Below are 24,443 nucleotides of genomic sequence, written 5' to 3'. Positions count from 1 at the left end.
GCAGCTTACTGGCAAAGCGGCTGCCTTGTCGAGCCTGCGCCGGCGGCTTCCGGCCCTATTTTTCCGACATCCGCGCTGCCCGCGCCGCGCGCATCGCAGCGCGCATCGACGACGGTCGGCGTGATGAAGACGACCAGTTCGTTGCGCTGGTCGCGCTGCGCGCGGTGCCGGAAAAGCGCGCCCAGAAACGGTATTTTGCCCAAGAGCGGCACGCGCGTCACATCGTTCCGATTCAGTTGCTCATAGATCCCGCCGATCGCGACCGTCCCGCCGTTCTCGACCTCGACGCGCGTCTGGACATGCTTCGTGTGAATCGCCGGGCCGGCCGCCGTCGGCTCGCCGACGCTGTCCTTCGTCACGTCCAGGTCGAGCACCACGCGCCCGTCCGGCGTGATCTGCGGCTCGACCTCGAGCTTGAGCGTCGCCCGGCGGAACTGCACGCCGCTCACGCCGTTGCCGACCTTCGCCTGGTACGGCAGCTCCGACCCCTGTTCGACGATGGCCTTGACGCGATCGGCGGTCACCACGCGCGGCCGCGAAACGATCTGACCCCGCCCCTGCGCCTCGAGCGCGCTCAGTTCGACGTCGAGCACGCGGCTGAGCGGCGCGGCGAACAACGTGAAGCCCGCGGTTGCCGCTTCGAAGCCGCTGAGCGGCCGCGCAGCAAGGTCGAGCGCGTTGCGCGCGCCGGCCGTGAACGTGGCGCTCTCGCCCGATGGCGGCCTCTCCTGCGCCCGCAGCGCGACGCGAGCGCCGAGGTTGCGCGAAAAACCCTGCTCGCCCTCGACGATGCGGGCCTCGATCCGGACCTGCCGCGACGGCCGGTCGATCGCATCGATCAGGCTCGCGATCTGGTCGAGACGCGGCGCGAGATCGGTGACGAACAGCAGGTTCGTACGCGGATCGGCCGCCGCGGCGCCACGCTTCGACAGCAGGCGCTGGCCCGTCGCGCCGGCCAGCAGCCGCTGCACGTCCTGCGCGCGCGGGTAGTGCAGCGCGAACGTACGGCTCGCGAGCGGCTCCAGATCGGCGGCCCGCGCGTGCATTTCGAAGCGCTCGCGTTCGCGCGCGGCCAGCTCGGCCGCCGGCGTGACCCATATCACGTTGCCCCGCCGGGACATCGCGAGCCCGTGCGTGTCCAGCAGCGTGTCGAAGGCATCGCGCCAGCGCACATTGTTCAGACGTAACGTGACGGTGCCGCGCACCTGTTCGCCGACGACGATATTCAGCCCGGTGAACCGCGCGAACGCGTCGAACGCGGCCGCGAGCCCCGCGCCCTGCAGATTCAGCGAGATCCGCCGCGCGTCGTCTGCATCGCCGGGTTGCCGTGCCGCGGCGTCGCCGATCCGGGCCGGCGGCGCCAACGGGATCGGCGGCCCCTCCAGCCCGGGTGCCGGGGTGGTGGGCACCGCCTGAAGCGCCGCGCGAGCCGCCTGATCGAACGGCCGCGGGCCGGCCTCCGCCGATACGGTGTGGTCCGCACCGCCCACCGCGCCTTGGGGCAGCGGCAGGCCAGGCACCGGCATGTCCACCGATGCAGCGGCAGGCCAGACGGCCGGCAGCGGCGGCAACGAGGCGCTTGCGCCGGCCGTCGTCAAGCCGGCCCAGACGGCGATTGCCCGACATCCATGCTTCATCATGGCCGCCCCCCGTCGTCCAGCGTGACGCGGTACGCGCCGTCCGCCGTCGCGAGCGTCACGGCGACCGGATCGACTCGCACCACCCGCGCGGCCCCGAGGGCTTCGCCGGGCACCACGACCGCGAACGCGCCGTCACCGTCGTCGAACAGCGCGAGTCCGGCGCGCCCGGCGCGAATCGTGCCGGCCAGACGAGCAGCCGCCCCCTCCGCTTCAGACGTGCCGGTGACGCCGAACGGATCGGCGCCAGATGCGTCAGCCAGAACCGACACCTCCCCAGCCGTAGACGTCGCCGCCGGCAACCCCGGAAACACGTCGACAGACATTTCCACGCGCGCCGCCGCCTTTCCCCGTTCGACACGCAGTGCGGTCGGCACCGCCAGCACGGGGAAACGCGCCAGCCCGCCGACCATCTGCAGCAGCGCACGAAAACCGCCGTCCGCGACGATGCGCACCGTGCGCCGGCCGTCCTGCGCGGCACCATCGGCACGCAGCGGTTCGATCGATACGTCGTGCAGCCCGCTCGACGCGGCGCGATCTGCCAGTTCCAGCATCAACGCGGCCCACTCCGGCGCACGCAACAAGCGATTGCCGTGTGTCGCCGCCGGATTCACGTCCCGTTGCCGTACAGCGGCTGCCAGGACACGCCGCGCGTCGGCCTCACGCATCTGCACCGCTGCCAGCAATGCGCGGCCGTGCGCGAGCCCGCTCCAGTCAGCGGCATTCGCCAGATGAATGCCACCCGCCAGCACGGCCGCGAACGCGACCACGCAGCCTGCGATGTGCGTAGCCGCCGGCGACACGCGCCGCATGCCGCCGAGCCACCTGCCGCCGTGCAGTGCGGGCCGATGCACGAGCGCCGTCATGCGCCACCTCCCGACGCTTTCCGGGACGGCAGCGCGTCGTGCCAGCGCAACTGGACCGAGAACCGGAACGGCATCCCGCCCGTCGCGACCGGCGCATCCGAAGCAGGCTTCAACGCATCGATATCGATCCGCCAGCCACGCTGCTCGCGCGCCATCGCCGCGAGCCATCGCGCCGCCGCCGGGTAGCTCGCGGCACGCGCATCGAGCACGGCACCGGCCGACGTCGTGCGCAGCGCGTCGAGCCGGACGGTGCCGTCGCCCACCCGTGCGAGTGTGGCCAGCAGCCCCGCAACGTGCCGGTAAGGCTCGGCAAGCTCAGCCGCCTGCGCGTCGCGCTGCGCGGCGACGGCCGCTGCGTTGGCGGCGCGCGTCGCAGCACCCACCTGCGGCTGCAACTGCCGCAGCCGCGCCTCCACGCTTGCGCGCTCGGCATCCACCCGCCACCGCGCCCCCGTAGCGGCGCCCGTCCACAGGCCGGCGCCAAGCACGCCGAACAGAATCGCCATGCCGCACTGCGCGGCCCGACGACGCCGCAACGCCTGCGCCAGCCGCTCGCGATACGGCAGCAGGTTGAAGCCGCCCTGCTCCGCGCGATGGACCGTCACTCCCACACCCCGCGCAATGCCAGCCCGAATGCGACAGCCAGCGCCGGACCGCCCGGCATGCCGGAGGGCAGGCATGGCTGCCCGCTCCAGCCCGTACAGTCGAACGACATCGCAACCGCGCCGAGCACGTCGCCAATCTCGGCGACGGACGTATCGAAGCGGGCGATACACCGCTCGTCCCCGGCCACGAGTACGCAATGCACGGCCCCGAGCGCGCGCCGGCGCAATGCATCGGAAAACGCCCCTGGCACGGCGCCGGACAGCGTCAGCACCGGTACGGCCAACGGGCCGTCGATTCGCCAGCCGTGCATGCCCGAGTCGTGGAACCAGAGTGCCGCGTAGGGGCCCGCCTGCGCGTCGGGTTCGAATTGCGCGGCGTAGCGCAACGCCCGCAACGCGGCGGCCGACTCGCCGTCGACCACCGTCAGGTCGACACCGGCCTGCGCAGCCACGTCGATCCGGCGCTCGAGCAGCGCCAGCGGGGCCACGGCAACCTCGATCTCGCCCGCCTCCGCGCCGCCATCCTGCCGCCAGTCGAACGCGAGGCTGTCCGGCGCCAGCCCCGAGATGCGTTCGGCCGCCTGCCGTGCGGCGTCCGGGATGTCGTCCCGCCCGGCCAGATCGAGCGTCGCGGTGCGCATCTCGTCATCGTGCAACGCCATCACCCCGCGCGCATCGCACCGCACGTCGGCCGCCGACAGCCTCGACACGGCTGCGGCCAGCGCACGCGCGACCGCCGCCCAGCGCGCATCCTCCGGCCCGCCCGCCAACCCGACCGGCTCCCGCTCGAGCCCCTCGACGCACACCTCCGCGCCCCGTCCGCGCCGGCTCAGCACGACCACCCTCACCTCGTCCGAACCGACGTCGATTCCCGTCGACCGGTGCCCGCCCCGCGCAAACCGCGCTCCCCATCGTCCTGCCATCGCAGCCTCCCGAGATCGTCGCGGCCCACGCCGCGTTTCCGAGACCTGATTCTGCAAAACGGCGCGTGCGGCCGACAGTCGGCCTAACGGCCAGTATCCGCTCGCGACGGCCGTGCGCGGGCTATGCTGGAAGCACGCCAACCCGCAGCTGCGCGGCGGGCGGCCTCTCGCGTCAGGACCGGTCTTACCGGGCAGCTATAATCGCGGGACTGTTTTCCGGTATGCCTATGCAATCCACGACTCCTACGTCCCCGCCTCCTGCCCCGGAGCCGAAGAAGCGGCCCTGGTGGCAAAAAGTCCTGCTCGGATTCGCCACGATGTGCGTGGCGCTCGTCGTGGCCGGCGGCCTCGTGCTCGGCTACGCGCTCGTCGTCGCCTGGCCGAACATGCCGTCGCTCGACGCGCTGACCGACTATCGGCCGAAGGTGCCGCTGCGCATCTATACGTCCGATCACGTGCTGATCGGCGAATTCGGCGAAGAGCGCCGCGACGTCGTCCATTTCAAGGACGTGCCCGCCTCGCTGAAGAACGCGATCCTCGCGATCGAGGACGCGCGCTTCTACGATCACGGCGGCGTCGACCTCACCGGCATCGTCCGCGCCGGTTTCGTCGCGCTGACGAACGGCCATGCGTCGCAGGGCGCGAGCACGATCACGATGCAGGTCGCGCGCAACTTCTTCCTGTCGAGCGAGAAGACCTACACGCGCAAGATCTACGAGATGCTGCTCGCGTACCGGATCGAGCGTGCGCTGACGAAAGATCAGATTCTCGAGGTCTACATGAATCAGATCTATCTCGGCCAGCGCGCGTACGGCTTTGCAAGCGCCGCGCGGGTCTACTTCGGCAAGGACCTGAAGGACATCACGCTCGCCGAAGCAGCGATGCTCGCCGGGCTGCCGAAGGCACCGTCCGCGTATAACCCGGTCGTGAACCCGAAGCGCGCAAAGGTGCGCCAGGAATACATCCTGCAACGGATGCTCGAGCTGAACTTCATCACGCGCGAACAGTACGACGAGGCCGTCGCACAGCCCCTCGTCGTCAAGGGTCCGGGCCGCGATTTCAGCGTGCACGCCGAGTACGTCGCGGAAATGGTCCGACAAATGATGTACGCGCAATACCGTGAGGAAACCTACACGCGCGGCTTCAACGTCGTCACGACGATCGACTCAGCGGACCAGCAGGTCGCATACACCGCGCTGCGCAAGGGCATCATGGATTACGAACGCCGGCACGGCTATCGGGGGCCGGAAGGCTTCATCGAGCTGCCGGCCGGTGCCGACGACCGCGAACAGGCGATCGACGATGCGCTGCTCGAACACCCCGACAACGGCGAGCTGATTGCCGCGGTCGTCACGGCTGCCACCCCGCGCCAGATCACGGTTGCGTTCATCGACGGCAGCAATGCGACGATTGAAGGCGACAACCTGCGCTTCGCGTCAGGCGCGCTGTCGGCCAATGCGCAGCCGAATCGCCGCATCCGCCCGGGCGCGATCGTCCGCGTCGTGAAGAACGACGCCGGTAAATGGTCGATCACGCAGTTGCCGCAGGTCGAGGGGGCGTTCCTGTCGATCGTCCCGCAGGACGGCGCGATCCGCTCGCTCGTCGGCGGCTTCGACTACAACAAGAACAAGTTCAACCACGTCACGCAGGCGTGGCGACAGCCGGGTTCGTCGTTCAAGCCGTTCATCTATTCGGCGTCGCTCGACAAGGGCCTCGGGCCGGCAACCGTGATCAACGACGGCCCGCTGTATTTCAGCGCCGCCGAAACGGGCGGCCAGCCGTGGGAACCGAAGAACTACGGCGGCGGCTTCGAAGGCCCGATGTCGATGCGCACCGCGCTGCAGCGCTCGCGCAACCTCGTGTCGATCCGGATCCTGAATCACATCGGCACGAAGTACGCGCAGCAGTACATCACGCGCTTCGGCTTCGACGCCGAACGCCATCCGGCCTACCTGCCGATGGCACTCGGCGCGGGCCAGGTCACGCCGCTGCAGATGGCGGGCGCGTACTCGGTCTTCGCGAACGGCGGCTACCGCGTCAATCCGTACCTGATCGCGGAAGTCACCGATCCGAACGGGGCGATCGTCGTGCGCGCGCAGCCGCTCGTCGCCGAGCAGAACGCACCGCGCGCGATCGACGCGCGCAACGCGTACGTGATGAACAGCCTGCTGCAGAGCGTCGCGCAGCGCGGCACGGGCGCACGGACCAACGTGCTGAAGCGCACCGACCTCGCGGGCAAGACCGGCACGACGAACGACTCGCACGACGCGTGGTTCGCCGGCTACCAGCACACGCTCGCCGCGATCGCGTGGATCGGCTACGACAACCCGCGCAGCCTCGGCGATCGCGAAACGGGTGGCGGCCTGTCGCTGCCCGTCTGGATCGAATACATGGGCGCCGCGCTGAAGGGCGTGCCCGAGTTCAAGCCGACGGTGCCGGACGGCGTCGAATCGCTCGGCGGCGAGCTGTACTTCACCGAGTTCGCGCCGGGTCACGGCTTCGTGTCGACGGTCGGCGTACCGCAGGCACCGGCCGCGCAGAACGTCGATGCCACCGTGCCGCACGTCGACGAGCAGGAAAAGCAGGACATCATGAACCTGTTCCAGGCACACTGATCGCCCGCCCGGACATGAAAAAAGCGCCCCCGCGGGGGCGCTTTTTCTTTGGCACGACAGCTCGGGGCGCGGCCCCGGCTTCGGCCCTGGCCGTTACGGCGCGCTGAACGTGATCGCCAGGCCGGCCTGCTGCGTCGCGTATTCGGTGAGCGCCGAGAAAAACTCGGTGCCCGTGCGCGTATCGCGCCATTCGCCGTCGATGAAACGGTAGTGGAAACCGCCCGCCTTCGCGGCGATCCACACTTCCTTCATCGGCGGCTGCAGGTTGACAATGATCTTCGAGCCGTTCTCGAACGTCAGCGTCAGGACGCTGCCGTTGCGCTCCAGATCGATGTCGTGATCGCCGTCGTTGGCGTCGTCGACGGTACGCTCGACGGCCGCCAGTACGGCCTCGGCACGGGTCAGGTATTCGGTATCGGACATGCTAAACTCTATCGGTTCAATTGTTCAGGGACGATCATGCGAGTCGTTTTCCGGATGAGCGCGATTGTAGCGGCTTTGGCGATTCTTGCCGGCTGCGGTCAAAGCGGCGCGCTCTATCTGCCCACCGTGCCTCCGATGCCCAAGCCACTCCAGCAGCAGGACGCACCGCCGTCGGACGTGAAGCCGACCGATGAAAACGCGTCGTCCGACAGTGTGCCCGATTCGTCCGGTACGCCGCTCACGCTGTCGCCCGAATTGTCGAGCGGCACATCGGCCAAGCCCGCACCGGCATCGAGCCCGGCCGTCGCAAAGTAACGGCGCGCCGCCTGTACCGCTCGCGAAACAAGGCGATGACTTCCCGGTCATCGCCTTTTGTTTTTCCAGGCTGCGCCGTCACGCGCGCACGCGCCGCCATCCCCATGCAATGACCCGCCAGCCAAGCAGCGCGGCAACGATCGCCGCATAAAGCTTCGGCTGCGCGAGATTGTGCTTGCCGGCCCTCATCCACCAGAAGTGCAGCACGCCGAACAGCGCGATCGCGTAGATCGCGCTGTGCAGCGTCGCCCAGTGGCGGCCGAGCCGGCGCACCATCGCGCGCGGCGAGGTTGCCGCGAGCGGAATCAGCAGCACGAACGCGGCGAAACCGACCGTGATGAACGGGCGTTTGCCGACGTCCTTCAGGATCGCAACGACGTCGAACCACTTGTCGAACCACAGGTAGGTCGTGAAGTGCAGCGTCGCGTAAAAGAACGCGAACAGCCCGATCATCCGGCGAAAGCGCAGCAGCGCGGCGAACCCCGTCATGCGCCGCAGCGGCGTGACGGCGAGCGTGATGCACAACAAGACGAGCGTCCAGAGGCCCGTCGAACGCGTGATGAACTCGATCGGATTCGCGCCGAGCCGGTCGGTCAGCCCGAACAGCACGAGACGCGCGAGCGGATAAAGGCCGGCCGCGAAAACCAGCACCTTGGCCGGCGCGAGCCAGCGCGGCGCGGCGGGACGGACCGCACCGCCCCGCGCGGCACGTGCGGCCGAACCGGCGCCGGCTGCGCGCGCGGGTGTCAGCGCCGAAGGAGGCATGTCGTTTCTCACCGTCACGCTCAGAAGTTCTTCTTCAGGTCCATGCCCTGATACATCGACGCGACCAGATCGCCGTAGCCGTTGAACATCAGTGTCTTGCGCTTCGGCGTGAAAAAGCCGTCCTCGCCGATGCGCCGCTCGGTCGCCTGGCTCCAGCGCGGATGATCGACGTTCGGGTTCACGTTCGAATAAAAGCCGTACTCGTTCGCCGCATACGTATTCCAGCTCGTCTTCGGCTGCTTGTCGACGAAGCGGATCTTCACGAGCGACTTCGCGCTCTTGAAGCCGTACTTCCACGGCACGACGATCCGCACCGGCGCGCCGTTCTGATTCGGCAGCACCTGCCCGTAGACGCCCATCGTCAGCAGCGTCAGCGGATTCATCGCCTCGTCCATCCGCAGCCCTTCCGAGTACGGCCAGTCGAGCACGGGCGTCGAGAGGCCGGGCATCTGCGACGGATCGGCCAGCGTAATGAACTGCACGTATTTCGCGTTGCCGGTCGGCTGCACGCGCTTGATCAGCTCGGACAACGGCACGCCGATCCACGGGATCACCATCGACCAACCCTCGACGCAGCGCAACCGGTACACGCGCTCCTCGAGCGGCGCGAGCTTCAGCAGTTCGTCGAGATCGAACACCTTCGGATGCAGCACCTCGCCTTCAACGCTCACGCGCCACGGGCGCGGCCGCAACGTGCCGGCGTTCTGCGCGGGGTCACTCTTGTCGGTGCCGAATTCGTAGAAGTTGTTGTAGGACGTGATGTCCTTGAACGGCGTCACCTTGTCGGCCGCGACGAACTTCGGATTCGTCTTCGCCGCGAGCTTCGCGGCCCGCGCATCGGGCGACGCATAGGCGGCCCATGCTGCGCCGCTGCCGCCGAGCAGCCCGCCCGCCGCCGCGAGGCCGGCTGCCTGCAACACGCGCCGCCGGTTCTCGAAGACCGCACGCGGCGTGATTTCGCCGGGCGCAATATCGCCGCCGGTCAGTACGTTCCGCAAAGGGCGTTTGATCCACATCGTGCTGCTCCTCCTGCATGCGCCGCGCGCAGCTTCATGAGCGTTCGACCCGACCCGTCTTGCGCCGTTCGACGCCCGGACCGCCCGCCCGTTACAAAAGAAAACCGCCGGGCACACGGTGCACCGGCGGTCTCATAGTCGGACGAACAGCGGAAATCTTACAGCTTGCCGTAGCTGTGCAGCCCGGACAGGAACATGTTGACGCCGAGGAACGCGAAGGTCGTCACGAGCAGGCCCGTGAGCGCCCACCATGCGGCCACCGAGCCGCGCAGGCCCTTCATCAGGCGCATGTGCAGCCACGCCGCGTAGTTGAGCCATACGATCAGCGCCCAGGTTTCCTTCGGGTCCCAGCTCCAGTAGCCGCCCCAGGCTTCAGCGGCCCACAGTGCGCCGAGGATCGTCGCGATCGTGAAGAACGCGAAACCGACCGCGATCGACTTGTACATCACGTCGTCGAGCACTTCGAGCGTCGGCAGGCGATCCGCGAGCACGCCGCGCTCCTTCATCAGGTACGCGACCGACACCATCGCCGACAGCGCGAAGCTGCCATAGCCGATGAAGTTCGCCGGCACGTGGATCTTCATCCACCAGCTCTGCAGCGCCGGCACGAGCGGCTGGATCTGCTGCGCATCGCGCGCGACCGAGTACCACATCAGGAAGCCGACTGCCGCGCTGATCACCAGCAGCACGAACGCGCCGAGCGCGCGCGTGCCGTAATGGCCTTCGTAATACAGGTAGAGCAGCGCGGTGATCAGGCTGAACAGCACGAACACTTCGTACAGGTTCGACACCGGAATGTGCCCGACGTCTGCGCCGATCAGGTAGGACTCGTACCAGCGCACCATCAGGCCGGTGAAGCCCATCAGCACGGCGACCCACGTGAGCTTCTGGCCAATCGCGGAGCCCGACTCCGAGCGCGCGAGCAGCCCGATCCAGTAGAAGATCGTCGCGAGCACGAACAGCGCGCTCATCCACAGGATGGCCGACTGGCTCGACAGGAAGTACTTGAGGAAGAACGCCGAATCGGCGCGCGCGAGATCGCCCTGGTAGATCTGGATCGACAGCAGCGCCAGCACGGTAATCGACGCCATCATCAGCCGCGCGGGCTTCCAGCGCCAGCCGAGCGTGATGAGCGCCGGCACGGTGCCGATCATCACGGCCTTGTCGTAGTAATTCATGTGCTCGTTGTAGTGCACGAGCGCATAGCCCGCGCCCACCACGAGCGCCAGCGCGAACAGCCAGTCGAGCAACGACAGGCGCGCGAGGAACGGACGGTCGTCGAACAGCGGCGCCACAACTGGAGCCTGGGCCGACGCCCGATGGGAAGAGGAAACTTGCGTGAGATCCATGATGTTACCGGGTGGAATTCTCGGAATCGGAACCGCCGCCGGCAGGCGGACGGGCCGTCGATGCCGCACGGGCCGGCGCGGCGTCGCGAGGTGCGGCGTGCAGGGCGGCACCGGCCGCGTCGCGCGTCTGCACGAATTCTTTCTCGAAATCGAAGGTCTTGCGGGCCGTGGACATTGCCATCACCACATCGACGCCCGAACCGGCGTCCTTCAACCAGAACCAGAGGCGCCGCTCGCGCACGTAGAACATCGAGAAGATGCCGGCGACCAGCAGCAGGCTGCCAAGATACACCAGATTCTTGCCGGGTGCGCGCGTCAACTGAAATACCGAAGCTTGCACCTGTTTGAATGAGTCAAGCTGCAAATAGACCGGCGATCCATACAAAAAGCTGTCAGATAGCGCATTGATCGCGTTCTGCACGAAGCGGATCGTGTCGGTGCCCTGCTGCGCCGCCGGCTCGCCGGCACGCTCGCGCGCGATCTGCCAGACCTCCCACATCGAGCCTTCGAGCATCCGCAGCAGCAGGCTCGCGGCCTTCTCCTGCTCGGCCTTGGGCACCGAGCGGTCGATGAACGTCGCCACCGCCTGGAAGCCGCCGATCGGCTGGCCGTCGGCGCCACGGCCGACGCTGTCGTCGCTCGCCGCAAACAGGGTCAGCACCTTCGATGCGCTGTCCTGCAGGCGGCTGCGCAGCGATGCGTCGGTGCCCGGCAGCGAACGCTGCGCGAAGCGCGCGGCGGCTTCGGCGCGCACGGACGGATCCTCGAGCGCGGCGCGCAGGCGCATCCATTCGCCGATCGAATCCTGGCTGTCAGCCGGAATCCGCATGTAGCGGAACGGGTCGTTCGGGCTCGCGCGCACGCCGGCGAGGAACACGCGCACGCCGTTCATGTCGACGGGCAGCATGTAGTTGTTGAACTCGCGCGCCTGGCCGTCCTTGCCGCGGATCTTGTATTGCACGGACGGGCCGATGTTGTGGAGCTGCGTCGGCTTCGACGTCTTCGCGCCGGAGCCGAGCCGTTCGTCGAACGCTTCCTTCAGCGAGCTCGTCGTCGCCACGCCGCGCACGTCCGGCTTGCCGTTCGCGTCGGCCATGTTCTCGACGTTGATCGCGCGGAAATCGGAGAACTCGATCGTGTCGCCGTCGTTGCCCGGCATCTGCAGCGGCGCCGAACTGCCGATCGTCCCCTGCACGGGGAAGGTCTTCGCGTTGCCGCCCGTCATCGGGTAGGCCGTCATCTGCATCTGCGAGCCGCCGTCCTGGAAGCTCGACTGGTAGATCGACACGCCCTTGTACGTGAACGGCTTGTTGACCTCGACGCGCGCCGGGATCTTCTGGCCGGTCTCGCGATCGATCACGACGATGTCGCTCGCGAACAGCTTCGGCATGCCCGTCGTGTAGTAATCGACGATGAACTTGTTGAGCTGGATCGAGAACGGCAGATCCTGGATCAGCGAGCCGCTCGGCTGGTTCAGGATCGCGGTCGACACGAACTGGCCCTCGGGCACCCACGCGTAGCCGCGGAACGTCGGGTTCGACGCGGACAGGCGATGATCCGGCGAGATCTCGCTGATCGTCGCGCTCGTGTTGACCGGGCTCTTGCCGAACATCCACATCTGGAATTTGATCGGCAGGTTGCTGTCGAGCAGGCCGCCGATACAGATCACGACGATCGCGAGGTGAGCGGAGATGTAGCCCCACTTGGTCATCGCGCCACGCTTCGCGGAGATCAGCGTCGCGCCGTCGTTTTCACGCACGACGTGCTTGTAGCCGGCCTTGGTGACGAACGTGGCGAGCGTCGCCGCGACGGTCGCGCGCGTGCCGGACGCCGTGTACTCGGCCTTGTGGTGGAACGCACGCAGGCTGCCTTCGCGAACCTTGTCCTTCCAGCTCTTCGCATCGGCGAGCATCTTCGGCGCGTTGCGGATCACGCACAGCGAGATCGACACGACGAGGAAAATCAGGATCAGCATGAACCACCACGCGCTGTACACGTTGTACAGGCCGAGCGAGCGGAAAATGTCCGCCCAGAACGGCCCGAACTGGTTCACATAGTTCGGATACGGATCGTCCTGGGTCAGGACCGTGCCGATGATGCTCGCAATCGACAGCACCACCAGCAGCGCGATCGCGAAGCGCATCGAGCTCAGCAGCTCGACCGCGCGCTTGGACGCACCCTGACCCGACTTCGACTGCAACCCCGACGTGGTAACGCTCATTCAAACTCCGACTCAGGGGAAACAGCCCCCAACGCTCACTTTGTTCGCTTGGGGAGCGCAGCCCCCCATCTCCGGCAAGCCGCTCCATCCTGGCTTGGCCTGGCGCGTGCCGACAAAAAAGAAGGGCGAGGCAACCGCAACGATGCGGCGCCCCACCCTTTTCTTGTTCTGACTCCGGCCGCCCTTCGGGCGCCCGGTCATTCTCGCGGCTGACCGCTCAACGCAGGCCCGCGATGTAATCCGCGACGGCCTTGATCTCGTTGTCCGACAGCCGCGTCGCGATCTGATGCATCGCCTCGTTGTTGTTGCGCGCGCCGACACCCTGCTGGAACGCGGTCAACTGCGCGACCGTGTAATCGGCCCATTGCCCCGACAGACGCGGGTACTGGACCGGGATCCCCTGCCCTGTCGGCCCGTGGCAGCTCGCGCAGGCGGGGACGCCCTTCTCCGCGATGCCGCCGCGATAGATCTTCTGGCCGATCGGCACGGTTGCCGCATCGCGTGCGGTGCCGAGCTTCGTCGACTGCGACCCGTAGTACGCGGCGACGTTGCGCATGTCGTCCGCGCTCAGCGCGCTCGCGAATCCGACCATCACCGCGTTGTTCCGCACCGGCCCCTTCGCGCCCGGCTGCGTCTTGAAGTCGTTCAACTGCTTGACCAGATATTCGGGATGCTGGCCGGCAAGCTTCGGGAAACTGCCCGACGCGCTGTTGCCGTCGGCGCCGTGACACGACGCGCAGACCTGCCCGGCAATCGCCTTGCCACGGTCGAGATCCGGCTTTGCCGCATCTGCCGCGTTTGCCTCCGCTACGAAACCTACGAACCCTGCTGCAACCTGAAGCACCATCAGAGACTTGCACAGTCGATTCATTCGCACACCCTGTTTCGTCTTGTGGGAATTTGAGGTTCTGCAAAAAACGACGGCGTTCAGTCTACCGCAGAAGCTACATAAAAGCGCGAGGCAGGCGCCCGGTAGCCTTCGGTAAAACCGCCGTATTGTACAATATCGTGTTGAAAGCTCCGGCGCCTATCGGGGCTACCCCGCCTCCACCAAGCGGCTTGCGCCGCCCGTCCTTCCGGTTCCCATGGCCTTTCTGCTCCATCAAGCCCGCTTCTACACGACCGTCAACCATCTGCGCGACCTGCCGCCGACGGTCCAGCCGGAAATCGCGTTCGCGGGACGCTCGAATGCCGGCAAGTCGACGGCGATCAACGTGCTGTGCAACCAGAAGCGGCTCGCCTTCGCGTCGAAGACGCCCGGCCGCACGCAGCATATCAACTACTTCTCCGTCGGCCCGGCCGACGAGCCCGTCGCGAACCTCGTCGACCTGCCCGGCTACGGCTACGCGGAAGTGCCCGGCGCCGCCAAGGCGCACTGGGAAATGCTGCTGTCGTCCTACCTCGCGACCCGCTCGCAGCTTTGCGGCCTGATCCTGATGATGGATTCGCGCCGTCCGCTGACCGACCTCGATCGCCGCATGATCGAGTGGTTCGTGCCGACCGGCAAGCCGATCCACACGCTGCTGACGAAGTGCGACAAATTGACGCGGCAGGAAAGCATCAATGCGCTGCGGACCGCGCAAAAGGGGCTCGATGCGTATCGTGACCAGGGTGTCCAGGGCAAGCTGACGGTCCAGCTGTTCTCGGCAATGAAGCGCACGGGGCTCGACGAGGCGCACGCGCTGATCGAGAGCTGGGTGCGGCCGTCCGCCGCCGACGAAAAAAGCGAGCCTGTAGCACAATGATCGGGCAACGCGCGGCCGGGATCGGCGGCGCGCACCTGACGGCGCCTGCGGTTTCGGCCGGCTCATAAAAAAACCCGCCGTTGAACGGCGGGTCAAACAGCCTAATCGAAAAACGACAGGCACCCGCTCAGGGAGGAGAAGCGGGGAGCTGCACGCAACGCGCGCCGCTCGATCGCTATCATATACCAACGCTCCCGAAAATGACCGAAGGGTTCCGTAAGGTTCTTACTGCCCTGATTTCTACCCAATCGCCATGAGCTTCCATCCGCTTCATCGTCCGCGCCGGATGCGCCGCGACGACTTCTCCCGCCGCCTGATGCGCGAAAACCGCCTGACCACCGACGACCTGATCTATCCGGTATTCGTCGTGGAAGGCACCAACGAACGGCAGCCGGTGCCGTCGATGCCGGGCGTCGAACGCGTGTCCGTCGATCTGCTGATGCAGGTCGCCGAGCAATGCGTCGAACTCGGCGTGCCCGTGCTGTCGCTGTTCCCGGCCATCGAGCCGTCGGTGAAGACGCCTGACGGCCGCGAAGCAGCCAATCCGGCAGGCCTGATCCCGCGCGCGGTGCGCGAGCTGAAAAAGCGCTTCCCCGAACTCGGCGTGCTGACCGACGTCGCACTCGATCCGTACACGAGCCATGGCCAGGACGGCGTGCTCGACGAAAATGGCTACGTGATCAACGACGACACGATCGAGATCCTGATCGATCAGGCGCGCGCGCAGGCTGAAGCCGGCGTCGACATCGTCGCCCCGTCGGACATGATGGACGGCCGCATCGGCGCCATCCGCGAAATGCTGGAAAGCGACGGCCATATCCACACGCGGATCATGGCCTATTCGGCCAAGTTCGCATCGGCGTTCTATGGTCCGTTCCGCGACGCCGTCGGCTCGGCCTCCAATCTGGGCAAGGGCAACAAGATGACCTACCAAATGGATCCGGCGAACAGCGACGAAGCGCTGCGCGAAGTGCGCCTCGACATCGACGAAGGCGCCGACATGGTGATGGTCAAGCCCGGCATGCCGTACCTCGACATCGTGCGCCGCGTGAAGGACGAGTTCCGCTTCCCGACCTACGTGTACCAGGTGAGCGGCGAATACGCGATGCTGAAGGCCGCCGCGATGAACGGCTGGCTCGACCACGACAAGGTCGTGCTCGAATCGCTGCTCGCGTTCAAGCGGGCGGGCGCCGACGGCGTGCTCACGTACTTCGCACTCGACGCCGCGCGTCTGCTGAAAGCGCAACGCTGATTGCCCGCCGGCAGGCGGAAAGAAAAACGGCGGGACACTTCGGTGTCCCGCCGTTTTTTTGTTTGCCGTCGACCGGAGCCGTCTGCTCGTGTCGATCGTCTGCTTATGCCGCGCGAGCGCACCGCTTCGCCACCGGCACGCCCCCGACAGGCATGGTCATACCGTCGGAACGGCAGCCCGGTCCAGGCTGCGCAGGAACGTCTCGGCCGCCTGATAGCCAACCACACGCCCGATCTCGTTACCGTTGCGATCGAAGAAGATGATGCCCGGCGGCCCGAACAGGTTGAAGCGCTTCAACAGCGCCTGGTCGTCCGGGTTGTTCGCGGTGACATCCGCGCGCACGAGGTGAAGCTGCGCGAGCCGCGCCTGCACGCGCGCGTCGGTAAACGTCAGATGCTCCATCTCCTTGCAGCTCACGCACCAGTCGGCGTAGAAGTCGAGCATCACGGGCTGGCCGGATGTCTTCAGCAGCGCGTCGAGTTCGCCACTCGAGCGCACCGATGCGAACGCGGGGCCGTCCTGCGCTGCGGCCGCGCCTGCCGTCGCAGCGCCGCCGGACGCAACCGTGCGTGCCGCCAGCACCGCCAGCGGCTTGACCGGATCGGTCGACCCCGCAGCCAGGCCGACGAGCAGCGTGGCCGCCCAGATCGCGAGCGCCGCGCCCACGCCACGGCCGAGGCGACGCCAGATAGACGTGGCGCCGGCATTCGGCGTGAACAGCCCGAGCGCCGCGGCCGCGATCAACAGCCACAACGCAGCGAGCACCATCTTCAGGCCACCGGCCAGCACCGGCCACACGATCCACAGCGCGGCTGCGAGCAGTACGATGCCGAAGAACACCTTCACGCCGTCCATCCACGCGCCGGCGCGCGGCAGCACGGTCCCGGCACCGACGCCGACGACCAGCAGCGGCACGCCGAGCCCCAGCCCCATCGCGAACAGCGCGGCACCGCCCAGCAGCGCATTCCCGGTGTGTGCGATGAAGGCGAGCACCGCGAATAGCGGCGCCGTCATGCACGCACCGACGACCAGCGCGGACAGCGCGCCCATCGCCGCGACCGCGACGAAATGGCCGCCCTGGCGCGCGCCCGATGCCTCGGCCGCGCCGTTCTGCCAGCGCGCGGGCAGCGCGATGTCCTTGCCCGAGATCAGCGAGACGGCAAACGCGGTCAGCAGCACGCCGAACGCGCCGAGCACCCACGGGTTCTGCAGCCACGCACCGAGGCTCTGGCCGACCAGCGCCGCGGCGATGCCGAGCACGGTATAAACCAGCGCCATGCCGACCACGTAGGTCAGCGACAGCGCGAAACCGCGCGCATGCGTCGCGCGCGTGCCTTGGCCGATGATGATCGCCGACACGATCGGGATCATCGGGTACGAACACGGCAGCAGGCTCAGCACGACGCCCGCGACGAAATACAGCGCGACGATCGTGAAGAAGCCGTGCCCTTCGAGCAGCGACTGCGCGAAATCGGCGCTCGTGACCTTGTCGAACCAGCTGCCCGCAGCGGCCGTATCGCCGGACGACGAGGCGGCACCCAGCGCGGCGCCGTCGACCTTCACGACGTGCTCGGCCGGCGGATAGCAGATGCCCTCGTCCGCGCAGCCCTGCGACGTCACCGCGAGCTCGAACGGCCCCGACGCCTGCTTGACGGGCACGTGAACGATGACTTCGTCACGGTAGGTCTCGACGTTCTTCTGGAACGTCTGGTCGAACTTCACGTGGCCGGCCGGGAATTGCGGCTCGCCGAGCGTCGCCTGTCCGCTCTTTACTGCGAACGCGAACCGCTCGCGGTACAGGTAATAACCGTTGGCGACCTTGAAGCGGACGTCCACCTGTCCCGGCGATTCGCTCGCACTGAACTTGAACGCAACCGACGGATCGAGGAAATCGTCGGCCGCGCGCGCGACCGACAGGCCGCCCAGCACGAGCATGAACGACAACAGGACTGCGAGGAACCGCAGCGCGCGCACGCGCACGGGAAGCGCCATACCGTTAAACATGAAATAGACGTTGAGTTTCGTTGATCACCCATTGACCGTACGCGGCCGATGCCGTCGTCTGCCACGAGACGATTTCGGGCGTCTCGTAAGGATGATGCGCGAGAATAAATCGCTCCAGTTCGAGCGCCCGCGTGGGGCTCGTCTTGAACAGCAACTGGATCTCGTCGGCCGTTTCGACCTTGCCCTGCCAGTGATAGCGCGATTTGATCGCACCGAGCTCCGACACGCACGCGGCAAGCCGCGCATCGAGCGCACCGTCTGAGAGCGCCTGAGCGGTCGCGGCATCCGGCACCGTCGTCAGCATCAGCACCACTATCATCCGCGCCCTCCTGGTTGGTCTATCGGCTCCTGCCGACGCGGATTGCCCACCTGGGGAGCGCGCCGGCTGCCCCGTATCGTAGCGCAGCCCGCGCAACGCTGCCGGCACCGCCCTGCGACAATCGATCGCAGCCGGCGCCTGAAAAACAAAAAGGGCCAAGCAATCGCTCGGCCCCTTTCAGATACTGCTGCGTACCGGAAGCTTACTCAGCTTCTTGCACGTTTTCCGTTTCGTCGACTTCCGGACGATCGAGCAGCTCGACCAGTGCCATCGGTGCGTTGTCGCCCACGCGGAAGCCGAACTTCAGCACGCGCAGGTAGCCGCCCGGACGGTTCGCGAAACGCGGACCGAGCACGTCGAACAGCTTCGCCACCGAGTCACGATCGCGCAGGCGGTTGAATGCCAGGCGACGGTTTGCCAGCGACGGCTTCTTGCCGAGCGTGATCAGCGGCTCGACGACTTTACGGAGTTCCTTCGCCTTCGGCAGCGTCGTCTTGATGACTTCGTGCTCGATCAGCGAGTTGGACATGTTACGGAGCATAGCCAGACGGTGGCTGCTCGTGCGGTTCAGTTTCCGCAGACCATGACGATGGCGCATTTCAGTTTCCTTGATTCAAAGTTTTGATCCAGCTCTTCTATCGCACGTCGAAGCATGCACGGGCCGGTAACGAAAAAAAGCAAGATGCGGATTTTAAAGGAAAATCCGCATCTTTGCCAACTACAGCAACAACCAGGCTTACTTGTCGAGACCAGCCGGCGGCCAGTTTTCGAGCTTCATGCCCAGCGTGAGACCGCGCGAAGCGAGCACTTCCTTGATCTCGTTGAGCGACTTGCGACCGAGGTTCGGCGTCTTCAGCAGCTCGTTTTCCGTGCGCTGGATCAGGTCGCCGATGTAGTAGATGTTCTCGGCCTTCAGGCAGTTCGCCGAACGAACCGTCAGCTCGAGATCGTCCACCGGACGCAGCAGGATCGGATCGATCTGCGGAGCACGCGACGGCGCTTCGGCTGCCGTTTCCGTGCCTTCCAGCGCCGCGAACACGGACAGCTGGTCGACCAGGATGCGGGCCGATTGGCGGATCGCTTCTTCCGGCGTGATCACACCGCTCGTCTCGATGTTCATCACGAGCTTGTCGAGGTCGGTACGCTGCTCGACACGTGCGCTTTCGACAGCGTAGCTCACGCGGCGAACCGGTGAGAACGATGCGTCGAGGACGATGCGGCCGATGATCTTGGCCGTGTCTTCGCCGTAGCGACGGACGTTGCCGGGCACATAGCCGCGACCCTTTTCGATCTTGATCTGAACGTCGAGCTTGCCGCCCTTCGACAGGTGCGCAATCACGTGATTCGGGTTGATGACTTCGCAGTCGTGAGCCAGCTCGATATCGCCGGCCGTGACAACGCCTTCACCTTCCTTGCGCAGCGTAACCGTCACTTCGTCACGGTTATGCAGCTTGAACACCACGCCCTTCAGGTTCAGCAGCAGGTTGACGACGTCTTCCTGCACGCCATCCAGCGTCGAGTACTCGTGCACCACGCCCGCGATCGTCACTTCGGTCGGCGCGTAGCCAACCATCGACGACAGCAGCACGCGACGCAGCGCATTGCCCAAGGTATGGCCGTAACCGCGTTCGAACGGTTCCATGACCACCCTCGCGTGGTTCTCGCCCAGCGATTCCACGGCGATGATCTTGGGTTTCAGCAAACTGGTTTGCATGGGCTTTCCTTTTCAATACCCTCGGCTCGTTACACCGATAAGGCTGACCGGTAACAACCAGAAAATAAACAGCCGAGGACCCCCCTTGCGCAACGCAATCGGGGTACCTCGGCCGTCAATCGGATTAACGCGAATACAATTCGACGATCAGGCTTTCGTTGATGTCGCCTGCGATTTCAGCGCGTTCCGGCATTTGCTTGAACGTGCCTTCGAACTTCTTCGCATCGACTGCAACCCAGCTCGGCATGCCGCCTTGCTCGGCCAGCGACAGCGCTTCGACGATACGCGCCTGCTTCTTCGCCTTTTCGCGGATCGCGACGACGTCACCCGACTTCACTTGCTGCGACGGGACGTTCGCAACGACGCCGTTCACGGTGATCGACTTGTGGCTGACCAGCTGACGCGCTTCAGCGCGGGTCGAGCCGAAGCCCATGCGATACACGACGTTGTCGAGACGCGACTCGAGCAGTTGCAGCAGGTTTTCACCCGTGTTGCCCTTGCGGCGGTCGGCTTCAGCGAAGTAGCGGCGGAACTGACGCTCCAGCACGCCGTAGATACGCTTGACCTTCTGCTTTTCGCGCAGCTGCGTACCGTAGTCGGACGTACGTGCGCCCGAGGTACGGCCGTGCTGACCCGGCTTGCTGTCGAGCTTGCACTTGTCGGCGAGCGAGCGGCGTGCGCTCTTCAGGAACAGGTCGGTGCCTTCACGGCGGGACAGCTTGGCTTTGGGGCCGATATAACGTGCCACTTTGCATTCCTTTATCAATCAGTCACGCGGATCGAAATCCGCGCTAGTCCGCTCCCTTTGGGGCGAACGGTGGGCTTAGTCAATCAAAAAAGCAACGCCCGTCGACGCTGAGCGGCGACAGGCAATGTGCTAGCACGAACGTGCCAGCACATCTTTAGATACGACGACGCTTCGGCGGACGGCAGCCGTTGTGCGGAATCGGGGTGACGTCCGAAATCGCGGTGATCTTGATGCCGAGGCCGTGCAGTGCGCGCACTGCCGACTCACGACCCGGGCCCGGGCCCTTGATCCGCACTTCCAGATTCTTCACGCCGTATTCCATCGCGACGCGGCCAGCCGACTCGGCTGCGACCTGGGCAGCGAACGGCGTCGATTTGCGCGAGCCCTTGAAGCCCTGACCGCCCGACGTCGCCCATGCCAGTGCATTGCCTTGGCGATCGGTGATCGTGATGATCGTGTTGTTGAACGACGCGTGAACGTGAACCACGCCTTCAGCGACGTTCTTCTTAACCTTCTTGCGAACGCGTTGCGCCGCGGTGTTCGAAGCCTTAGCCATTACGTTTTCCTGTAACTGTCAGTTCCGCTTACTTCTTCAGCGCTTGCGCTGCACGACGCGGACCCTTGCGAGTACGTGCGTTCGTACGCGTACGCTGACCGCGCATCGGCAGGCCCTTGCGATGACGAACACCACGGTAGCAACCGAGGTCCATCAGGCGCTTGATGTTCATCGTCACTTCACGGCGCAGATCGCCTTCGACGACAAACTTGCCCACTTCTTCACGCAGCTTTTCCAAGTCTGCGTCGGTCAAGTCCTTGACCTTCTTCGAAAAATCGACGCCAGCTGCCACGCAGATGCTGCGCGAACGGGTGCGGCCGACACCGAAGATTGCCGTCAGGCCGATCTCGGTGTGCTGGTGATTCGGGATGTTAACCCCTGCGATACGAGCCATTGTTTTTCCTCAAACAAAAAGCGCAAACAAACGCGCGGTCAGCCTTGGCGCTGCTTGTGGCGCGGATCCGAGCTGCAGATCACGCGAACGACGCCTTTGCGCTTGATGATCTTGCAATTGCGGCAAATGCGCTTAACCGATGCCATCACTTTCATGATAATACCCTTTTTTCAAATCACTTCGCCCGGAACACGATCCGCGCACGAGACAGATCGTAAGGCGTCAACTCAACCGTCACCTTGTCGCCCGGCAGGATGCGGATGTAGTGCATCCGCATCTTTCCGGAAATATGACCCAACACGACATGGCCGTTTTCCAGCTTCACACGGAAGGTCGCATTCGGGAGGTTTTCAATCACCTCACCCTGCATCTGGATTACATCGTCTTTGGCCATAGTCCTTTCAACGCATCGGGATGTTGCCGCCCTTGAAGTTCGCCTTCTTGAGCAGTGACTCATACTGTTGCGACATAACGTACGACTGCACCTGCGCCATAAAGTCCATCGTGACGACGACAATGATCAGCAGCGACGTTCCACCAAAATAAAACGGCACGTTCCAGCGCAGCACCAGAAACTCTGGCAGCAGACACACGAAGACGATGTAGATCGCACCGGCCAGCGTCAGACGCGTGAGGATGCGGTCGATATATCGTGCGGTCTGATCGCCCGGACGGATGCCCGGAACAAACGCGCCGCTCTTCTTCAGGTTGTCTGCGGTTTCCCTGCTGTTGAACACCAGTGCGGTGTAGAAGAAGCAGAAAAACACGATCGCCAGCGTGTACAGCAGCACATAGACCGGCTGGCCCGGCTTCAGCGCTTCCGCAACGTTATGCAACGTATTGGAAATCCAGCTTCCCGTCGGCTGACCGGTACTGAACCAGCCGAGAATCGTTGCCGGGAACAGAATGATCGACGATGCGAAGATCGGCGGAATCACGCCCGACATGTTCAACTTCAGCGGCAGATGCGACGACTGCCCACCGTAGATCTTGTTGCCGACCTGGCGCTTCGCGTAGTTCACGAGGATCTTGCGCTGACCGCGTTCGATGAACACGACCAGGTAAGTCACCGCGGCAATCAGAACGACGATGATGATCGCCGAAATGATGCTCATCGAACCCGTACGCACCAGCTCGAACAACCCACCGACGGCATTCGGGAACCCTGCTGCGATCCCGCCGAAGATGATGATCGAGATACCGTTGCCCAGACCACGCTCGGTAATCTGCTCGCCGAGCCACATCAGGAACATCGTGCCGGTAACCAGCGTCACGACCGTCGTCAGACGGAACAGCATGCCGGGGTCAGTGACGAGGCCGGGCTGGTTTTCCAGCGCAGCCGCGATACCGAACGCCTGGAAGGTCGCGAGCACCACGGTGAAATACCGCGTGTACTGCGTGATCTTCCGTTGCCCTGCCTGCCCTTCCTTCTTCAGCGCCTCGAGCTGCGGCGAGACAATCGCCAGCAACTGCATGATGATCGACGCCGAGATGTACGGCATGATCCCCAGCGCAAAGATCGTGAAGCGGGAAAGCGCGCCACCCGAGAACATGTTGAACATGCCCAGGATGCCGCCCGCCTGGCTCTGGAACAGCTTTGCCAGTTGATCCGGATCGATGCCCGGCACGGGAATGTGCGCGCCGATGCGATAGACGATCAGCGCCAGGAGCAGGAACATCGCTCGCCGGCGCAGATCGCCGAATTTCGCCGTGCTTCGACCGGGTTTTGCAAGACTCGGGCTGTTAGCCAAGTACCTTCTCCGATGAATGCAAGTGACGACGCGCTACGCGTGTCACTCGGCGAACGAACCGCCAGCCGCTTCGATCGCAGCGCGCGCACCCTTGGTGGCACCGAGACCCTTCACGACGATCTTGCGCTTCAGTTCGCCCGTCGCGATGATCTTTGCGCTCTTCGTCAGCTCACCGACCAGGCCGGCTTGCTTCAGTGCGAGCAGATCGATCTCATCGACCGGCAGCTTCTCGAGGTCGCTCAGGCGCACTTCACCGACGAATTCCTTCGTCAGCGACGTGAAGCCGCGCTTCGGCAGACGACGTTGCAGCGGCATCTGACCGCCTTCGAAACCGACTTTGTGGAAGCCGCCCGAACGCGATTTCTGACCCTTGTGACCACGGCCAGCCGTCTTGCCGAGGCCCGAACCGATGCCACGGCCGACGCGACGCTTGGCGTGCTTGGCGCCAGCTGCCGGCTTCAGGTTATTCAATTCCATATCAACTCCTTGATCCGTAGGGCCGCTTACGCGATGACCTTAACGAGGTACGAGACCTTGTTGATCATGCCGCGGACCGCCGGCGTGTCCTGAAGCTCGCTGACCGAGTTGAGTCGGCGCAGGCCCAGGCCACGCACGGTCGCGCGGTGCGATTCGCGGGTCCCGATCAGGCTCTTAACGAGCTGAACCTTGACAGTTTTTTCAGACATGGTGACCACCCGGGCTTAGCCCAAAATTTCTTCGACGGACTTGCCGCGCTTCGCCGCGATGTCTGCCGGGGTGGACTGCTTGCGCAGACCGTCCAGCGTAGCGCGAACGAGGTTGTACGGGTTCGTCGAACCGTGGCTCTTTGCCACGACGTTCTGAACGCCCATCACGTCGAACACTGCGCGCATCGGGCCGCCGGCGATCACGCCCGTACCTGCCTTCGCCGGAGCGAGGAGGACAGCGGATGCACCATGCTTGCCGTGCACTTCGTGTTGCAGCGTGCCGTTCTTGAGCGGCACCTTGAACATGTTGCGGCGAGCTTGTTCCATTGCCTTCTGGACAGCGACCGGCACTTCCTTCGCCTTGCCCTTGCCCATACCGATGCGGCCATCACCATCGCCAACCACGGTCAGTGCGGCGAAGCCGAGAATACGGCCACCCTTCACGACCTTGGTCACGCGATTGACCGAAATCATCTTTTCACGAAGGCCGTCGTCGCGCTCGTCAGCCTGAACTTTCGCTTGCATCTTTGCCATGACGA

The 24,443-nt window shown here is 65.2% G+C and carries 27 protein-coding genes; 4 read left to right on the top strand and 23 right to left on the bottom strand.

From position 1 onward, the window contains the following. Positions 1 to 5: 5 nt before the first annotated feature. Genes ACN8ZM_RS01750 through ACN8ZM_RS01735 form a run of 4 tightly spaced genes read right to left on the bottom strand, consistent with a single transcriptional unit; the run spans position 6 to position 4,031 of the window. Positions 6 to 1,640, bottom strand: a complete 1,635-nt coding sequence (locus tag ACN8ZM_RS01750) for a type IV pilus secretin PilQ (protein ID WP_420210456.1) — start codon at positions 1,638 to 1,640, stop codon at positions 6 to 8. Next, the gene (locus ACN8ZM_RS01745; protein WP_420210455.1) at positions 1,637 to 2,503 is read right to left on the bottom strand and encodes a pilus assembly protein; all 867 of its coding nucleotides are present in this window, start codon (positions 2,501 to 2,503) and stop codon (positions 1,637 to 1,639) included. The genes ACN8ZM_RS01750 and ACN8ZM_RS01745 overlap by 4 nt, the downstream gene beginning before the upstream one ends. Then, the gene (locus tag ACN8ZM_RS01740; RefSeq protein WP_420210454.1) at positions 2,500 to 3,183 is read right to left on the bottom strand and encodes a fimbrial protein; all 684 of its coding nucleotides are present in this window, start codon (positions 3,181 to 3,183) and stop codon (positions 2,500 to 2,502) included. Before ACN8ZM_RS01740 ends, ACN8ZM_RS01745 begins: the two co-directional genes overlap by 4 nt. Continuing rightward, a complete protein-coding gene (locus ACN8ZM_RS01735) occupies positions 3,105 to 4,031 on the bottom strand; it encodes a competence protein ComA (RefSeq protein WP_420210453.1) in 927 nt (308 codons plus the stop codon). The genes ACN8ZM_RS01740 and ACN8ZM_RS01735 overlap by 79 nt, the downstream gene beginning before the upstream one ends. A 221-nt stretch (positions 4,032 to 4,252) precedes the next feature. Here ACN8ZM_RS01735 and ACN8ZM_RS01730 point away from each other — a divergent pair, with 221 nt between their 5' ends. Further along, positions 4,253 to 6,646, top strand: coding sequence for a penicillin-binding protein 1A (locus ACN8ZM_RS01730; RefSeq protein ID WP_301768777.1), 2,394 nt, complete (start codon positions 4,253 to 4,255; stop codon positions 6,644 to 6,646). A 93-nt stretch (positions 6,647 to 6,739) separates the two neighbouring features. Here ACN8ZM_RS01730 and cyaY read toward each other — a convergent pair whose 3' ends face one another. After that, positions 6,740 to 7,069 carry an iron donor protein CyaY gene (cyaY, locus tag ACN8ZM_RS01725; RefSeq protein WP_043191836.1) on the bottom strand — a complete coding sequence of 110 codons (330 nt, stop codon included), beginning with the start codon at positions 7,067 to 7,069 and terminating at the stop codon, positions 6,740 to 6,742. 36 nt (positions 7,070 to 7,105) lie between these two features. Here cyaY and lptM point away from each other — a divergent pair, with 36 nt between their 5' ends. Next, the gene (lptM, locus tag ACN8ZM_RS01720; RefSeq protein WP_089449759.1) at positions 7,106 to 7,384 is read left to right on the top strand and encodes an LPS translocon maturation chaperone LptM; all 279 of its coding nucleotides are present in this window, start codon (positions 7,106 to 7,108) and stop codon (positions 7,382 to 7,384) included. A 78-nt stretch (positions 7,385 to 7,462) separates the two neighbouring features. Here the strand turns inward: lptM and msrQ are convergent, their stop codons facing one another. From msrQ to ACN8ZM_RS01695, 5 genes are all read right to left on the bottom strand, one after another. Continuing rightward, positions 7,463 to 8,149 (bottom strand): protein-methionine-sulfoxide reductase heme-binding subunit MsrQ, encoded by a 687-nt coding sequence (gene msrQ / locus ACN8ZM_RS01715; protein WP_420210452.1) that lies wholly within the window; start codon positions 8,147 to 8,149, stop codon positions 7,463 to 7,465. A gap of 20 nt (positions 8,150 to 8,169) precedes the next feature. Then, positions 8,170 to 9,165 (bottom strand): protein-methionine-sulfoxide reductase catalytic subunit MsrP, encoded by a 996-nt coding sequence (gene msrP, locus ACN8ZM_RS01710; RefSeq protein ID WP_043191842.1) that lies wholly within the window; start codon positions 9,163 to 9,165, stop codon positions 8,170 to 8,172. A 158-nt stretch (positions 9,166 to 9,323) separates the two neighbouring features. Further along, positions 9,324 to 10,514, bottom strand: coding sequence for a c-type cytochrome biogenesis protein CcsB (ccsB, locus tag ACN8ZM_RS01705; RefSeq protein ID WP_089449756.1), 1,191 nt, complete (start codon positions 10,512 to 10,514; stop codon positions 9,324 to 9,326). Between the two features lie 4 nt (positions 10,515 to 10,518). Next, the gene (locus ACN8ZM_RS01700) at positions 10,519 to 12,735 is read right to left on the bottom strand and encodes a cytochrome c biogenesis protein ResB (protein ID WP_043191846.1); all 2,217 of its coding nucleotides are present in this window, start codon (positions 12,733 to 12,735) and stop codon (positions 10,519 to 10,521) included. A 217-nt stretch (positions 12,736 to 12,952) separates the two neighbouring features. Beyond that, positions 12,953 to 13,606 carry a c-type cytochrome gene (locus tag ACN8ZM_RS01695; RefSeq protein WP_043191849.1) on the bottom strand — a complete coding sequence of 218 codons (654 nt, stop codon included), beginning with the start codon at positions 13,604 to 13,606 and terminating at the stop codon, positions 12,953 to 12,955. A gap of 214 nt (positions 13,607 to 13,820) precedes the next feature. On the opposite strand from ACN8ZM_RS01695, the gene yihA reads away from it, so the two are divergent. After that, positions 13,821 to 14,480: a ribosome biogenesis GTP-binding protein YihA/YsxC gene (gene yihA, locus ACN8ZM_RS01690; protein WP_043191851.1), complete on the top strand. Its 660-nt coding sequence runs from the start codon at positions 13,821 to 13,823 to the stop codon at positions 14,478 to 14,480. A 253-nt stretch (positions 14,481 to 14,733) separates the two neighbouring features. Continuing rightward, positions 14,734 to 15,732: a porphobilinogen synthase gene (hemB, locus tag ACN8ZM_RS01685; protein ID WP_174952939.1), complete on the top strand. Its 999-nt coding sequence runs from the start codon at positions 14,734 to 14,736 to the stop codon at positions 15,730 to 15,732. A gap of 156 nt (positions 15,733 to 15,888) precedes the next feature. Here the strand turns inward: hemB and dsbD are convergent, their stop codons facing one another. The 13 genes from dsbD to rpsE all read right to left on the bottom strand — a co-directional run bounded on the left by dsbD (position 15,889) and on the right by rpsE (position 24,438). Next, positions 15,889 to 17,736: a protein-disulfide reductase DsbD gene (dsbD, locus tag ACN8ZM_RS01680; RefSeq protein WP_043191855.1), complete on the bottom strand. Its 1,848-nt coding sequence runs from the start codon at positions 17,734 to 17,736 to the stop codon at positions 15,889 to 15,891. After that, complete coding sequence (cutA, locus tag ACN8ZM_RS01675; protein ID WP_420210966.1) at positions 17,729 to 18,055, bottom strand: divalent-cation tolerance protein CutA; 327 nt, start codon at positions 18,053 to 18,055, stop codon at positions 17,729 to 17,731. The genes dsbD and cutA overlap by 8 nt, the downstream gene beginning before the upstream one ends. A 202-nt stretch (positions 18,056 to 18,257) precedes the next feature. Further along, positions 18,258 to 18,653 carry a 50S ribosomal protein L17 gene (gene rplQ / locus ACN8ZM_RS01670; RefSeq protein ID WP_006477175.1) on the bottom strand — a complete coding sequence of 132 codons (396 nt, stop codon included), beginning with the start codon at positions 18,651 to 18,653 and terminating at the stop codon, positions 18,258 to 18,260. 138 nt (positions 18,654 to 18,791) lie between these two features. Beyond that, positions 18,792 to 19,769 (bottom strand): DNA-directed RNA polymerase subunit alpha, encoded by a 978-nt coding sequence (locus tag ACN8ZM_RS01665; protein WP_006477176.1) that lies wholly within the window; start codon positions 19,767 to 19,769, stop codon positions 18,792 to 18,794. A gap of 124 nt (positions 19,770 to 19,893) precedes the next feature. Then, positions 19,894 to 20,517 carry a 30S ribosomal protein S4 gene (gene rpsD / locus ACN8ZM_RS01660; protein WP_011350679.1) on the bottom strand — a complete coding sequence of 208 codons (624 nt, stop codon included), beginning with the start codon at positions 20,515 to 20,517 and terminating at the stop codon, positions 19,894 to 19,896. Positions 20,518 to 20,671: 154 nt separating this feature from the next. Continuing rightward, entirely contained in the window at positions 20,672 to 21,073 is a 402-nt protein-coding gene (rpsK, locus tag ACN8ZM_RS01655; protein ID WP_004197937.1) for a 30S ribosomal protein S11, read from the bottom strand. Between the two features lie 28 nt (positions 21,074 to 21,101). Further along, a complete protein-coding gene (rpsM, locus tag ACN8ZM_RS01650) occupies positions 21,102 to 21,467 on the bottom strand; it encodes a 30S ribosomal protein S13 (RefSeq protein ID WP_006477178.1) in 366 nt (121 codons plus the stop codon). Positions 21,468 to 21,505: 38 nt separating this feature from the next. Beyond that, entirely contained in the window at positions 21,506 to 21,622 is a 117-nt protein-coding gene (rpmJ, locus tag ACN8ZM_RS01645; RefSeq protein WP_004199844.1) for a 50S ribosomal protein L36, read from the bottom strand. 20 nt (positions 21,623 to 21,642) lie between these two features. Then, entirely contained in the window at positions 21,643 to 21,861 is a 219-nt protein-coding gene (infA, locus tag ACN8ZM_RS01640; RefSeq protein WP_004521905.1) for a translation initiation factor IF-1, read from the bottom strand. Between the two features lie 7 nt (positions 21,862 to 21,868). Continuing rightward, the gene (gene secY / locus ACN8ZM_RS01635) at positions 21,869 to 23,218 is read right to left on the bottom strand and encodes a preprotein translocase subunit SecY (protein ID WP_006482915.1); all 1,350 of its coding nucleotides are present in this window, start codon (positions 23,216 to 23,218) and stop codon (positions 21,869 to 21,871) included. Between the two features lie 42 nt (positions 23,219 to 23,260). Beyond that, a complete protein-coding gene (gene rplO, locus ACN8ZM_RS01630; protein WP_006477180.1) occupies positions 23,261 to 23,695 on the bottom strand; it encodes a 50S ribosomal protein L15 in 435 nt (144 codons plus the stop codon). Between the two features lie 26 nt (positions 23,696 to 23,721). After that, positions 23,722 to 23,904: a 50S ribosomal protein L30 gene (rpmD, locus tag ACN8ZM_RS01625; RefSeq protein ID WP_006400644.1), complete on the bottom strand. Its 183-nt coding sequence runs from the start codon at positions 23,902 to 23,904 to the stop codon at positions 23,722 to 23,724. A gap of 15 nt (positions 23,905 to 23,919) precedes the next feature. After that, positions 23,920 to 24,438, bottom strand: coding sequence for a 30S ribosomal protein S5 (gene rpsE, locus ACN8ZM_RS01620; RefSeq protein WP_006482895.1), 519 nt, complete (start codon positions 24,436 to 24,438; stop codon positions 23,920 to 23,922). Positions 24,439 to 24,443: the final 5 nt, after the last annotated feature.

It is taken from the genome of Burkholderia aenigmatica (genome assembly GCF_048627025.1).
Taxonomy (GTDB): domain Bacteria; phylum Pseudomonadota; class Gammaproteobacteria; order Burkholderiales; family Burkholderiaceae; genus Burkholderia; species Burkholderia aenigmatica.
This window is presented reverse-complemented; position numbering and strand designations above follow the sequence as displayed.